General features: G+C 35.9%; 13 protein-coding genes. 3 read left to right on the top strand and 10 right to left on the bottom strand.

What is annotated here, in order from left to right; genetic code table 11:
• Positions 1-2: 2 nt before the first annotated feature.
• The 5 genes from GOQ16_RS01005 to GOQ16_RS00985 form a co-directional block, all read right to left on the bottom strand.
• Entirely contained in the window at positions 3-899 is an 897-nt protein-coding gene (locus tag GOQ16_RS01005; protein WP_240140939.1) for a substrate-binding domain-containing protein, read from the bottom strand.
• 207 nt (positions 900-1,106) lie between these two features.
• Positions 1,107-1,727, bottom strand: a complete 621-nt coding sequence (locus GOQ16_RS01000; protein ID WP_160067021.1) for a hypothetical protein — start codon at positions 1,725-1,727, stop codon at positions 1,107-1,109.
• Complete coding sequence (locus GOQ16_RS00995; RefSeq protein ID WP_160067019.1) at positions 1,724-2,560, bottom strand: hypothetical protein; 837 nt, start codon at positions 2,558-2,560, stop codon at positions 1,724-1,726. The genes GOQ16_RS01000 and GOQ16_RS00995 overlap by 4 nt, the downstream gene beginning before the upstream one ends.
• Positions 2,561-2,648: 88 nt before the next feature.
• Positions 2,649-4,955 (bottom strand): glycoside hydrolase family 95 protein, encoded by a 2,307-nt coding sequence (locus tag GOQ16_RS00990; RefSeq protein ID WP_160067017.1) that lies wholly within the window; start codon positions 4,953-4,955, stop codon positions 2,649-2,651.
• A 17-nt stretch (positions 4,956-4,972) separates the two neighbouring features.
• Positions 4,973-6,832 carry an alpha-L-fucosidase gene (locus GOQ16_RS00985; RefSeq protein ID WP_160067015.1) on the bottom strand — a complete coding sequence of 620 codons (1,860 nt, stop codon included), beginning with the start codon at positions 6,830-6,832 and terminating at the stop codon, positions 4,973-4,975.
• Positions 6,833-7,128: 296 nt separating this feature from the next.
• On the opposite strand from GOQ16_RS00985, the gene GOQ16_RS00980 reads away from it, so the two are divergent.
• Positions 7,129-8,301, top strand: coding sequence for a trans-sulfuration enzyme family protein (locus GOQ16_RS00980; RefSeq protein ID WP_160067013.1), 1,173 nt, complete (start codon positions 7,129-7,131; stop codon positions 8,299-8,301).
• 45 nt (positions 8,302-8,346) lie between these two features.
• Here GOQ16_RS00980 and GOQ16_RS00975 read toward each other — a convergent pair whose 3' ends face one another.
• Positions 8,347-8,913, bottom strand: a complete 567-nt coding sequence (locus GOQ16_RS00975) for a hypothetical protein (protein ID WP_160067011.1) — start codon at positions 8,911-8,913, stop codon at positions 8,347-8,349.
• A 164-nt stretch (positions 8,914-9,077) separates the two neighbouring features.
• On the opposite strand from GOQ16_RS00975, the gene GOQ16_RS00970 reads away from it, so the two are divergent.
• Complete coding sequence (locus tag GOQ16_RS00970) at positions 9,078-10,007, top strand: lysylphosphatidylglycerol synthase transmembrane domain-containing protein (protein ID WP_160067009.1); 930 nt, start codon at positions 9,078-9,080, stop codon at positions 10,005-10,007.
• A gap of 2 nt (positions 10,008-10,009) precedes the next feature.
• Positions 10,010-10,720 (top strand): SDR family NAD(P)-dependent oxidoreductase, encoded by a 711-nt coding sequence (locus tag GOQ16_RS00965; RefSeq protein ID WP_160067007.1) that lies wholly within the window; start codon positions 10,010-10,012, stop codon positions 10,718-10,720.
• 41 nt (positions 10,721-10,761) lie between these two features.
• On the opposite strand, the gene GOQ16_RS00960 is transcribed toward GOQ16_RS00965, so the two are convergent.
• From GOQ16_RS00960 to GOQ16_RS00945, 4 genes are read right to left on the bottom strand one after another with little or no spacing between them, the layout of a single operon-like run.
• The gene (locus tag GOQ16_RS00960) at positions 10,762-12,123 is read right to left on the bottom strand and encodes an alpha/beta hydrolase family protein (RefSeq protein WP_160067005.1); all 1,362 of its coding nucleotides are present in this window, start codon (positions 12,121-12,123) and stop codon (positions 10,762-10,764) included.
• Positions 12,120-12,707 carry a hypothetical protein gene (locus GOQ16_RS00955; RefSeq protein WP_160067003.1) on the bottom strand — a complete coding sequence of 196 codons (588 nt, stop codon included), beginning with the start codon at positions 12,705-12,707 and terminating at the stop codon, positions 12,120-12,122. The genes GOQ16_RS00960 and GOQ16_RS00955 overlap by 4 nt, the downstream gene beginning before the upstream one ends.
• Complete coding sequence (locus GOQ16_RS00950) at positions 12,704-13,174, bottom strand: hypothetical protein (protein WP_160067001.1); 471 nt, start codon at positions 13,172-13,174, stop codon at positions 12,704-12,706. The genes GOQ16_RS00955 and GOQ16_RS00950 overlap by 4 nt, the downstream gene beginning before the upstream one ends.
• Entirely contained in the window at positions 13,164-13,436 is a 273-nt protein-coding gene (locus tag GOQ16_RS00945; protein ID WP_160066999.1) for a DUF2089 family protein, read from the bottom strand. Before GOQ16_RS00945 ends, GOQ16_RS00950 begins: the two co-directional genes overlap by 11 nt.
• Positions 13,437-13,456 lie beyond the last annotated feature (20 nt).

The raw sequence follows: 13,456 nt of genomic DNA, 5'->3' as shown, positions 1-13,456 counted from the left end.
ATTTAATTTTCTTTGATGTAATATCCGTGGTCACGGATGATTTCTTTGCCTATTTTACCTAATTCGAAATCGATAAAAGGCTTTACCTTGTGCCATGATGATGCAAGAATGAATTGGTAAAGTGGACGCTGGAAGTAATACAAATTATTATTGATAGCGTATGGATCTACAGGAGAATACGCTGTATCTTGTGCTGTCATTTTAATCTTTAAAACTTTAACGCCCTGTTTGTTTTCCGAATCAGGAGACAAATAACCTGCTCCCACGTAACCAATACCTGATTTATCAGCCTTCACACCTTCAATAATCTGTGCATTACCTGTCATCTCCTTTGCTTTGGGTGCAAATTCAATTTTCAGTTTCTTTTTCATGAATGAATACGTTCCAGAACTACTTTGTCTACCGTATATATTTATTGGCATGTTTACTTTAGACAATTCATTCCAATCTTCAATTGTTCCATCCAACACCTTTCCCAAAGTCTCCAAATCAATTTCCTCTAATGGCAAATCTTTATGAACAATTACCGCAGTTGCATCTTCTGCAAACACTACCGTTTTAAGCTCAATATTTTTACTTTTGAATTGTTCTACTTCTTCCTCGGATAATGGTCTAGAAGAATTAGCAATATCAGCCTGACCGTTTAACAGGGATGTTATACCCAAGCCAGACCCACCACCAGAGATAGCAATACTAAATTCAGGATCGATTTCAGTAAATTTCTCAGCCAAATTTACAGCTAAGTTTACTTCCGTATCGGAGCCTTTCATCTTGATAGAGTGGCTCTTATCCGTACAGCCAGCAAAAATCAGGATTGCTAATAAAGTCCCGAATGTGATATAATATGTTGTGATTTTATTCATCGGTACAAAATTGCAGCGTACGTATAAATAAACCATTAATCTAATGTTAACATAATGTTAATGACACACGCATACTGTATTTTTTTTGTCAGCAGAAAACAATATTAAAAAATAAAACACTGACTAAAAGAACTTTACACAGAAAACACTAAGTTAATAAATCTTTAATATAATATTACCAAGAACAAGAAAGGGAATAAACAATGATGTTTATTCCCTTTCTTGTTAATTTAATTATACAGACTAAAAACTAACTTCATTTTCGCCATCCCAAGTTTCGTTTTTCGTGATTTGAAAGGCAACATTATTAGTCGCGCCTTCTAATAATTCACCTCTGAATACCAATTGAATATTATTTTTCATGGCGCTATTGATTTCAAAACTTCGTATCACCTCTGATTCACCCTGGACAGTGATACTATATTTTACCGGAATACTCTCTGAAAGGATTCCCATAAACTGATTGAAAACAATCTGTTTATTTGCCTGAAAATCCTCATCAATTTTGATTTCTGTTTGGTCAAGAATTGGATTCGCCATACCCGTAGTAAATGGGCTATAAAAAAATGGCTCGTGAACTTGGTTTACAGATATTGATTTCATTGTAGATAAATCAATATCTGTAAATTCCACTTTAACTTGACTATACATGCGTTGTAGCTCAATATTTATCGACATGTTGCCTGTTACCTCCAACACTCGAGAATACCCATATATCTCAGCATCCTTGTTAGAAAAATTATTTGAAATGTACACATCAGAAGCCTTAGCTATATCTGGTGCTAAAATCAATTCTTCATCGGAATTATTCAACACAAAGAAGATATCGTATTCGCCCACTGGCAATTGAAGTTGAACATTCAAATTGCTAATATCATCAGTATAGCCCTGAAAATCGTACCATTAGTTTTATGAAATAATAAATAATGTAATTTATTAATAACAAAACCTTCATTAGAAGTTGGTGCTATACCTACCAGATGTAAATTGTCAATTCTCAACGTTCCCGTAGATTCATTATACGCACCACCACCTGTCCGATCTCCTGCTTTCGGACTAATACGTATCCAAAGCTCCTCACCCGATAGCTCTAATTCTTCCAAATTATAAGTAAAAGAATTTTTTCCATTAGTAGCGAGATTACCAAATTGATTGACCATAGAAAGTTCGTGATAGGTATCACCTTTATCAAAGCTATAGTACATTTCAAAATCCTTTGGTCCCATGGCAGATCCAGTCATATCAAATCCTAATCTACTAATAGAAAGAACATCCTTGATAGGGAGTTTAATAAGTATTTGTTTAGGAGCTGCAAAATTTGAAGCTCTTCCAGCTGGATAATTTTCAAAAGCAATTCCTGCACCCCAATTAATGGATTTACCATCGTTATAAGTGATAGAAGGATTAGCTGATTTTGAATACTTGATATCAGGTGTCAACGTTTCATTGTTGAAACTCCAAAAATAAATATAGCCTTCGCTATAATTTGCGGGAATTTGTGATGAAGCGTACAAATTCTGCTTCGATGACGCACTTTTCAAATAGCTGGAGGAGCTTTTGAAATTTGTGAATGTAAAATTAACTGGAAAGACTAATTCATTTTCTTCATCAACGTAAGAATCCTTTTTACATGAAATAGCTAAAATAAAGATGATAAAAAATGAAAGTCTATACGTCAAGTGAAATAGACTTTTCATAAAAATGTTATTTTAAATTAATATGTGATAAATAGTTAGTTACTACCATTAAATCCACATAATTAATTTAAAATAACAAAATTTAATTTTATAGAATTTTATTTTCAATATTCTGGTTTACGCGAACATTTACTGATTCACCTTTCTTACCGTAAACTTTATAATCGACGACTTTATTATTCTTCCAAACGACGTCTATAGTCTTATTTCCACGTACACGAAGTCCTTTTACATTACCTTCAGACCATGCTTGAGGCAAGGCTGGTAAAAGATGTATAAATCCATCATGACTTTGTACCAGCATCTCCGCTATACCAGCTGATCCGCCAAAATTACCATCAATCTGAAATGGTGGATGAGCACAAAATAAATTCGGGTATGTTCCAGCCGAAACTTTGCCTTGCTCGTTAATAGCAGGCTTTAGCAATTGACGCAGAATTTCCAAGGCATGATCGCCATCGTGCAATCTCGCCCAAAACAATATTTTCCACGCTCTGGACCAACCTGTACCACCATCTCCGCGCACTTCCAATGTTTTCTTGGCTGCATCTGCCCATTCAGGCGTCGTAATAGGCGAAATAAATGGCGCTGGATATAATCCATACAGATGCGAAACATGACGATGTGTAGGTTCCACTTCCTCATAATCTTCCATCCATTCCATCACTCTACCTGATTTACTCACCACTACTGCTGGAGGAATATGCTGCAAGTCTGTCCTCAGAACTCGCGTGAAAGAATCATTAATTTGCAAGATTGAATCCGCTGCAATCACATTCTGATACAACTCACGAACAATTTGATTGTCAATTGTTGGCCCCATCACTACAGATGCAATCTTGCCATTTGGCATTCGAAATCCATTCTCAGGAGATACAGATGGAGAAGTAACGAACTGTCTTGTTTTTGGATCAAATACATTAGTATGTTTATAAAATTGAGCAGCTCCTTTCAAAATAGGAAATACTTCTTTTAAATATTCTTTATCTTCAGTAAACAAATAATGTTCCCATAGATGGTTACACAGCCATCCTGATGCTGTGCTTGCGCCCCAAGAAGCTTGTTCACCTGGAGCAGTATATCCCCAAATATTAGTCATCATATAGACAACCCATCCTGGCGAATTATAATACGCCTTTGCAGTTTTATGCCCCTCTCCTGCTATGCGTTTGATCAACTGAATAAATGGCTTATGGTATTCAGAGAGGTTATTCACTTCTACTCCCCAATGATTCATTTGTGCATTCACATTAAGATGATAATCTCCATTCCAAGGTGTTTGAATCTCATGCGCCCACAAGCCCTGCAAATTTGGAGGTAGTGCTTTGTCTGAATTACGTGCTGTACTTGAAATCGTCAAATAACGTCCAAATTGATAATATAATACAGCTAAACCATTATCTTGTGCAGGATCTGTATAGAAATTACTTAACCTTTTATCAGTAGGAATGGTATGCTTCGGATTTTCATCAGGGATTGATAATTTCACACGATCGAATACTTCTTTGTATGCGCGAATATGTGCATTTTTCAGCTTATTGTAATCCAATTTATTTGCTAACAATGTATTGACTGCATTTGTAGGATTATGTTCGTAATAATCTGTTGAGGCGGTATAATAAACGACAATTTCATCTGCATCTTGCACAATGATTTGATTATCGTGGTTAGTCACTTTTCCACCTTTATTGACTACTAAAAATTTCGTTGCATAGAGCAATCCATCTCCACCATATCCATTTGGTAGATTGCCCTCAACTAAGATCGTATTTCCATTTACCACATGTGACTTTACATTTTCATCACGGTAAAAATGAAGCGCAATACTGAGTGCTTTTTTCTTATTGGACGAAAATTTCATCGCACCAATATTTCTATTTTGTGAAACAAAATATTCACGCGAAAAACTTGTATCGCTCATGCTGTACTGTGCAATAGCGATACCTGTACTCAAATCCAATTCTCTTTTGTACGCTGCACCTTTGTTCGCATTTAAAAAATTAATGTTAAGGTACCCCAGATTTTGAAAGCAGCCATAAGGAACTTTTGCCCCATTACCGTATCCTGACCCTGCGCCTACACATACATAATTGGCATTGACCAATTTTTCTGCTTCGTCATTTTTACCTTGAATTAATAACTCTTGAATGGTGCTTACTTGTTTGTAAGCGTTATAATTATTGGCGTCTTGGTAACTTCCAGACCACATAGAGATTTCATTCAAGACAATATTTTCTTCTTGAATCCCTCCGTTTGGCATCATACCTATCCAGCCGTTTCCTAATGGCAAGGTTTCCTCCCACCTCTTAGCAGGCTTATCGTACCACATTTTCAATTCTTGTGCGTGGACTTTAACTTGCATTAATAAAAGTAAAATAACAAATAGCGTTTTCATCGGTAGATAGGTAGTTATTACTTATAAAATGAAAAATTACGATACGTAAATCCAGAAGACATATTTGTTGCCACAAATTTAAGGTACTTCGAACTAATTGGTTTATCAAATCCAACAACTTGCTCTATAGGATTAGATAAAACATTCGAGAATTCCCCTGTTCTGACTTTTACCCAATTCTTCGCATCTTGACTTTCGTAAATTTCATAGCGTTGGACTATTCCTTCTTTTTTACCATCTTGTCGTGGCATATACCCCAATGAAGAAATTTGGCCTTGCAATTCAAAAATTAATCCTTCTGAAGAAACATTAGTAAGCACTTCATCCGTTTTTATATTATCAGAAATAACTTTGAATTCTGATTTTTCTTTTTGATCTGCCGCATCGATTATATCATAACTAAAATCTTCATCGTACTCTTTGAATAATGCAAAATCACTTAATGTTGGCGCAACAGGTGCATAAAGTTTAACTTTCAATTTGGTTACCTTGGCTGGCTCAGACAACTTAATCAGTCTATTTGCACCAATACTCGTTGCTGAAGCTAATTTTTCCCATTTACCATTCTTCCAAGTATCAACAACTACTGAATCCAGACGCTGACCTAATTTTATATTTTCTCGGATACGGATAAGATCAAATTCCTTTTCACCATCCAATGTTATTTCAACTTCAGGGTTTAACACATTATCCTTTGGCGCATAATAACTGTATCTATCGTCATCAAAGATATTTGCTAAAGCAAACTCAGCACTTTTACCACGCAATTGTTTCGAAGTGGCTTTTGCACCAGTCGCTAAATTAGTCGCAAACGTCTTATCAAGTTTTTCTCCAAAATATTTTAATGATTTCACATCATTGGGATGCAAAATTCCTTCTGGCATAGGTGCCAATCCCAAATTCATATTTGCACCGCGTCCTACAGATTTCAAATAAATTTCAAATAACTGGTTTGGTGTTTTTACTTTGCTGTCTTGGTTTTTGTGATAGAACCAACCTGGTCTTTGAGGAACATCACATTCTGCTGGAATCCAATATTTACCATTGCGGTCACCCGATGGTAAATTAGAAGGGTCTGTACTTGAACCAGGCATAGGCTTTTGACCATCTTTTCCTTTAGGGGTAATGGTAGCCCAAGAAGTTTCTGCTGCAAATCCATGTTCATTACCTACCCAACGCATATCTGGGCCGACATCTGAAAAAATGGATGCCATCGGTTGCAAGCGTCTAATGATAGGCCAAGTTTTTTCTTCCCATTCGTAATATGTTGCCGAATTTATCGTACGTTTTTCATTTCGACCGCCATAATATCCATCACCACCGTTTGCGCCATCGTGCCATGAAGTGAATAACTCTCCATAGTTGGTCATTAATTCTGTCAATTGCACTCTGTATGCATCGGTATATGCTGCTGTACCATAACGTGTATCATTTCGATCCCAGGCTGAAAGATAAGTTCCGAATGCCATCCCATTGCTATGCGAGGCCTCCATGAAATCTTTGACCATATCCCCTTTTCCATCTTTCCACGGGGAGCTAGCGATACTGTATGTGGTAGTTTTTGTAGGCCATAAGCAAAACCCATCATGGTGTTTGGCTACACTTATTAGTCCCTTAAACCCAGCTGATGCTGCGGCTTTAGCGATCTGAATGGCATCAAAATTTGAAGGATTAAAAATCTTAGGATCAGCATCACCAAACCCCCATTCCTTATCTTGAAATGTTGTCGGCGTAAAATGTATAAGGCAATACGTTTCCATTTCATGCCATTTGAGTTGACGTTCTGATGGTAATGCACCATATGGTCTTGGTGCTTGCTGTGCACTTAATTGCAAAACAAACAAGCTATTTGCTAAAATAAAAGGAAGAGTCTTCATGGCTTATAAATTGTTAGTGCTTAATTCAACGAATTATACATATTAATACTTTACTAAAATACAATGCTATGGCAAATAATTGATACACTAATTTATCACTGAAATAAACTATATTACCCTAAAAAATTAAGTTTATAAGCCTATAAAGATAATATTATTTAAATAGTCATTAAAAATCCAGTAATACAGCGATTTAACAGTATCAAAAAATAGTTTATTAATTTATAAAAAAACTTAAAAAAACACGACTATTTTGATAGATTTTCAAACAACAAATAGTTAACTTTACGGCTGTTATGAAAAAAGATCAATCCAGAATAATACGTGAGCAAGTGCCACGTTCGGCTACTCGCGAGCATTCTGTACCCTTATATTTAACTTCAAGTTTCATTTTTGAAAGTGCAGAGCAAGGTAGAGCCATCTTTGCCGAAGAAGAAGAAGGTATGGTATATTCGCGCTACGCTAACCCCAATACCACTGAATTTATTAATCGTGTATGCACACTGGAAAATGCGGAAGCTGGATTGGCATTCTCATCAGGTATGGCAGCAGTATTTGCGTCATTCGCTGCATTTATTGAATCAGGGGATCACATAGTGTCGAGTCGTGCAATTTTCGGTTCTACACATCAATTGCTGACACAGCAATTTCCAAAATGGGGTGTATCATTCACTTATGTTAATTCTGCAAATCTGGAAGAATGGGAAAAAGCTATTCAGCCAAACACAAAAATCGTTTTCTTGGAATCACCTTCGAATCCAGGATTGGAATTATACGACCTGGAAAAATTGGGTGACTTGAAAAAGAAACATCCAAATGTGATTTTCTCCATCGATAATTGCTTTGCAACACCATATTTGCAAAAGCCTTTGCAATACGGATTTGACTTATCCATTCATTCGGCTACGAAATACATGGACGGGCAGGGTCGTGTATTGGGCGGAATAATTGTGGGTTCACAAGAATTGATTAATAAGTTGATGTTTTTCATTCGTCATACAGGTCCATCGATGTCTCCATTTAATGCATGGATATTATCCAAAAGCTTGGAAACTTTAGGCCTACGTATGGATAGACATTGTTCGAATGCTTTGGCTTTAGCCCAAGCTTTGGAACAGCATTCAGAAATAGAAGATGTGAAATATCCGTTCTTACCATCCCATCCACAATATGAATTAGCTAAGATACAGATGAAAGCTGGTGGCGGTATTGTGACTTTCGAGGTAAAAGGAGGAAAAGATCGCGCATTCCGTTTTATTGATGAGCTAGCTATGATTCGCTATACCTCCAACTTAGGCGATTCAAGGACTATTGCAACACATCCTGCTACGACAACGCACGCTAAACTTTCGGAAGAAGAACGAATTAACTTGGGTATCCGACCTGGCAGTATACGTTTATCTGTTGGTTTGGAAGATCAAGAAGATATCATAGGTGATATCTTGCAAGCGCTCGAGAAAACGAAATAAGCATAAAAAAAACTCCGATTTTCATCGGAGTTTTTTTTATGCTTATTAATTCGCTTGTTTTGTAAAATTTAAAACCAAGTGTCCAGTAGTTCCGTTATCCAAAGGAACTGGCATTTTCATGGTTAATGTCTGACCATCTGCAAACATTAAACCCAAACGATAACCTGTTGTTACATTCGCTGCTTTATCACCAGCATACAATTTTTTAAATTGAAATTCTGGTTCTCCACCATCTTTAGGATTAAAGATTGACCAAATAATAGTTCTGACAGCTCCGTTTGCACATAATGTTCCCGCGGAATTGAAAGTAATACTTCCTTTATAATTTCCTGTAGGAAGATTCCATACACTACCAATAAAACAATCTACTGGAGCTTCGTCAAAAATATTTTTGATCGTATACGACTGTGGAATATCTTGACGTGTCACTGAACTTAACACCCAATTGCCTTTTACGCCATTGCGCCACTGCGATGCAGATGGTCCTGAAGATGATACAGCGCTTGATGTAGAGTTAGTATTTGTTCCAGCATCTTTGCGTTGTGCACCGCAACTTGACAATAAAGCTATCGCTGTAAAAATGGATAGCATCGAAAGAATATGTTTACGCATAATTATTTTGTTTATTTTCATTTTGAACGTTAGTACACAAATATAAAATAATCGCATACCAAATAGGCCATGTCATCCAAAAATCATACCATAAGTAATTTTATATTTCGAAAGAATCAATGTTGTAGAGATTGTTTACTTTTGCAAGCAATGTACCTTATCATATGACTCAACAGAAAATACTCAAGATAGCAAAAAATATCTTCAAAGTACTGGTTACGGTTATAGCATTATATTGGCTATCCAGGAATTTAAAGTTCCATGAATTTAAGGATTCCATTATAAATGCCAACTTTTTCTACTTGTTCCTAGCCTTCTTAAGCTATATTACCTCGCAGTTAGTTGCATCTTCTCGATTAAACAGTTTTTTTAAAACCATACATCTCAAACTTTCGGAGAAGTATAACATCAAATTATATTGGCTTGGACTTTTGTACAATTTCTTTCTGCCTGGCGGAGTTGGAGGTGATGCTTACAAGGTTTATTTCTTAAAGAAAAAATATAATATACCTACAAAAAAACTTCTGAGTGCTGTGTTTTTTGATCGATTGAGTGGATTATGGGCTGTGGCTATATTTTGTTGTGCTTTTGTGGTATTTATGCCTCGTTTCGCTATTCCAAACTATATCACTGTAGCAGTGGCAATCATGGGAAGTGCAGCTTATTTGTATGTATTATTTCTATTTTTTAGACCATTTGCAAAAAGATTTTTGCAGACACATATCAAAGCTATGGGCGTACAAGGATTTCAGATCCTTTCTGTTATCTTGATTTTATTAGCATTAAATCACGAAGACAAATTTTCGCCCCATCTATTGATCTTTTTAATTTCATCCATTACCGCCATCATTCCATCTATTGGAGGTGCTTTAGGTGTTCGTGACACCTCTTCGATAGCACTAGCCACATACTTAGGCGTGAGTGGACAATTGGCAGGAACTATAAGTTTGATTTTTTACTTTATATCTTTAATTACCTCACTACCGGGTTTATATATTATTTTCAGACCATCAGGATTAGGTGAAAATAAATTACCATCCGCAAAAGAAGTAGAAAAAGAAATTATTGACAACGAAAAAACTGAAGAAATTTAATCATGGCAAATATTATTATTACAGGAGCAAGCAGTGGAATTGGTTTTGAAACAGTCCTAGATTTGACGTCAAACAAAGAAAATAATGTAATTGCTTTGGCACGATCTGCTGACAAATTGCGTCGATTGCACGAAATATCTTCGGACTTAAATTTTGATGGCGGAATGTTGTACCCAGCACAATTTGACATTGTTTATGATAATTATGCTGACTCTCTAGTTCCATTCATTAAATCTAAATTTGACAAAGTTGATATTTTGATTAATAATGCTGGTGCACTGATAAATAAGCCGTTCTTGGAAACTTCAACAGAAGACTTCGCACAAATGCTCCAATCCAATTTATTAGGACACATCAATATGATTAAACATATTACACCTATGATGACAGAAGGAGGGCATATCGTGAATATCAGCAGTATGGGAGGTTTTCAGGGCTCATCGAAATTTGCTGGCTTAAGTGCTTACTCGGCAAGTAAAGGTGCTTTGGCAATCTTAACAGAATCCCTAGCTGAAGAATTTAAAGACAAGAATATAAAGGTAAATTGTTTGGCATTAGGATCATCCCAGACAGAAATGTTTGAAGCTGCTTTTCCAGGTATGGAAGCAGGAACTTTGGCTTTCGAAATGGGTCGTTATGTAGCTGAATTCGCCCAAAATGGCAGCAAATACTATAATGGCAAAATACTACCTGTATCGAATACGACACCTTAAAAAAAGATTCGTCAATCATTACTTTGATTGGCGAATCTCGTTTAAAATCCCTTTATCCACCCTGCTATATCCTTAAGTACTTGTTCATTTATGGTTTCATCAATTTGTGCATATTCCGAAACTTTGCCAGTTTTAGCATTTTGGAACAAGTGATTCATTCCATAGTATTCTTTTAGAACTGTCTGTGAATTTTTTGGAAGATTATCGTGATATCCTCTAAGATTCAACGTAGATGGAACTTGTACATCCAACGTTCCAAATGCCCCAAAAACAGGAATATAAATCTTTTTGATAAAATTTGTTGGATCGATTCGCACAAAATAGCGATAAGCTGGAGCTAATAAGGTTAACATTTCTTTGCGAATAGCTACATTCTTATCCGACTCTTCTAAAATATTCATATTTTTCTTGAGCTGTGCATACGCCTCTTCTGTACCAAGATTACTTTTGACTACATCAAAGTTCTTTTTATTGATTTCCTTGGCCATTGCCAACTGGAATTCTGACATTCCTTCTGATTTGCCTACGCTATACAATTGTTCCACCATCAAATCACGAATAGGAATTGTAGGAGCAGCCAATGTCACAATAAAAGAAAGATTTGGAACTCCCTGTCCCGCTAACAAATTTGCAATCAAACCGCCCTCACTATGACCAATAATCCCAATCTTATTGATATCAACATTTGGTTGTTTTTTCAAAAAATCCAATGCAGATAAAGCATCTTTACTGAAATCATCAATCGTTGCCTTTTCAAAAGAGCCGTCACTTATACCTACCCCACGATCATCGTAACGTAATACAATAATTCCATTTTGGGTTAAATAATCTGCCAATACTTTAAAAGGTTTGTGTCCAAATAATGTTTCATCGCGATCTTGTGGACCAGACCCTGTAACTAAGATTATAGCTGGATATTTACCTTTTGCTTTGGGTTTAGTTATTGTTCCCGCCAAATTAATGTCAGAATAGGTATTGGGAATAACCACATCCACAGTATCATAAGCATAAGGTGGTTTTGGAGTCTGAAATTTCACTGAACTTTTAGGCTGAATAACCGCAGCTCCTTTTTCAAGTACCACAGGAATTGTCATGCCATTTTGAGAAAAATGACCTTTTAATTTACCATCGTCACCATGTTTAAGTTTTAAGCTAATTCCTTTTGGATTATTTAGAAAGATAGAATCACCTTTTACGTCAATTTGGAATGGAATTCCAAATGCCGATTGATCTGGGCTGTCCGCTTTGGCTATCCACTTGCCATCCGTCTGATTGATATGCACTACAAACGTTAACTTTTGTACACCAAAATCCAACTTTCCCGACCAACTTCCAATCAAATCTTGACTAAACCCCACACAAGATTGTAGTACTAAAAAAAGAACTATACTTAAATATTTCATGTCGTTAAAAACGGATTTAAAAATTGCAAAATAGTATTCCAAACAAAAACTAACAGAATAAGTAAGAATACATCCAGTTTACGTTTGCTATTCATTGCAATTTTCATTCCGACTACGAGCAAATAGAAGAAATAGAATAAAAGACTTATCACAACTAGACCATAACCTACCAATGTAATCATATGTACCTTCGAAAGTTCTGGAGCTGCAAAACCCTTATCCAATATTTCCAATTCTACAGCAGTAACTGCATTTTGCACAAGAGGCAACACCGTCAAACACAGCATTAGATACAATACGAGATGAGAAACCAATACGACATTTAGCACATCAACAAAACGAGTTTTTACATAACGCAGTCTTGCAAATACATACAACATTATTGTATTGCTCAATAATGTAATGGCAATATTGAGAATCGCTTCATACCACAATTGTTTTTGGTTGCTAATTACCTTTAGAGAGCCGAATAGCAAGTGACTGGTATAACTGGAAACTAACCCAGTCAATATCGCAAATACCACACCTATAATCAGTAAATTTCTTTCTCTATAAATTTCAAACGGATTGGTTAAGGTTTTCATGATTTCGTTTTTCTGTATGTTTCGATTATATGCTGTAATTCTTCATGATTTTGAGTACCTATCATTAAGCGCGCACCATTTTTAAGCAACAATTGTAAGCCATATTTGCCTTTTGTATTGTAGGCTGTCCCGTTTTTACCTACCCGATAACCCCAACCTCCATAATCTGTGATCGAATATTCTTTGATATAAAGATCATCAATATCTTCCCAAAGCCAGGTTTTCTTTCGTACAAAAGGGAAAAACTTAATGCTAATTCCCTTTTCGTCAATCTTTGTATGCAAACGAACGAATGCTAAAAACAGAAAAACACACAAAAGAATTCCCAACTCAACATAGCTGGAGTTATCAATCTTCCAATTGCTAACGTATATGGATTGTAGCTTCTTCATCCATACTAGGACAAATAACAAGATAAGCCACCATGTCCAGAAACTTTGTTTTTCTGTATACACACTATTTCTCATCTCTCAAACTTGTTATTTTCACAATCAAATCATCCAACTTATTACGAACAGTTGGATAACTTTTTCCCATCTTATTAGCCATTTCTTTTAGACTTCCTGAGCTCATTAAGAACTCTAAAATAAACTCCTGCTCCTCCGTCGACAACTGCATAAATAAAGGCATTCCATATTTACCGAGAACTTCAGTTTCGCAAGTTTGACATACCAATTTGGATACACTGAGTTTTTTTTCACAACTAGGACATTGTACAGGCAACTTCATGTTTATAATATTTTTATAAA

The organism is Sphingobacterium bovisgrunnientis, from assembly GCF_009829085.1.
GTDB lineage: Bacteria > Bacteroidota > Bacteroidia > Sphingobacteriales > Sphingobacteriaceae > Sphingobacterium > Sphingobacterium bovisgrunnientis.
Note: the sequence above shows the minus strand (reverse complement) of the source record. Positions and strands in the feature narration are given on the sequence as shown.

Coding starts and splice junctions, on each gene's coding strand:
- GOQ16_RS01005 (WP_240140939.1), bottom strand. CDS start 899: ATGGTTTATTTATACGTACGCTGCAATTTTGTACCGATGAATAAAATC.
- GOQ16_RS00995 (WP_160067019.1), bottom strand. CDS start 2,560: ATGAAAAGTCTATTTCACTTGACGTATAGACTTTCATTTTTTATCATC.
- GOQ16_RS00990 (WP_160067017.1), bottom strand. CDS start 4,955: ATGAAAACGCTATTTGTTATTTTACTTTTATTAATGCAAGTTAAAGTC.
- GOQ16_RS00985 (WP_160067015.1), bottom strand. CDS start 6,832: ATGAAGACTCTTCCTTTTATTTTAGCAAATAGCTTGTTTGTTTTGCAA.
- GOQ16_RS00980 (WP_160067013.1), top strand. CDS start 7,129: ATGAAAAAAGATCAATCCAGAATAATACGTGAGCAAGTGCCACGTTCG.
- GOQ16_RS00975 (WP_160067011.1), bottom strand. CDS start 8,913: ATGCGTAAACATATTCTTTCGATGCTATCCATTTTTACAGCGATAGCT.
- GOQ16_RS00970 (WP_160067009.1), top strand. CDS start 9,078: ATGACTCAACAGAAAATACTCAAGATAGCAAAAAATATCTTCAAAGTA.
- GOQ16_RS00965 (WP_160067007.1), top strand. CDS start 10,010: ATGGCAAATATTATTATTACAGGAGCAAGCAGTGGAATTGGTTTTGAA.
- GOQ16_RS00960 (WP_160067005.1), bottom strand. CDS start 12,123: ATGAAATATTTAAGTATAGTTCTTTTTTTAGTACTACAATCTTGTGTG.
- GOQ16_RS00955 (WP_160067003.1), bottom strand. CDS start 12,707: ATGAAAACCTTAACCAATCCGTTTGAAATTTATAGAGAAAGAAATTTA.
- GOQ16_RS00950 (WP_160067001.1), bottom strand. CDS start 13,174: ATGAGAAATAGTGTGTATACAGAAAAACAAAGTTTCTGGACATGGTGG.
- GOQ16_RS00945 (WP_160066999.1), bottom strand. CDS start 13,436: ATGAAGTTGCCTGTACAATGTCCTAGTTGTGAAAAAAAACTCAGTGTA.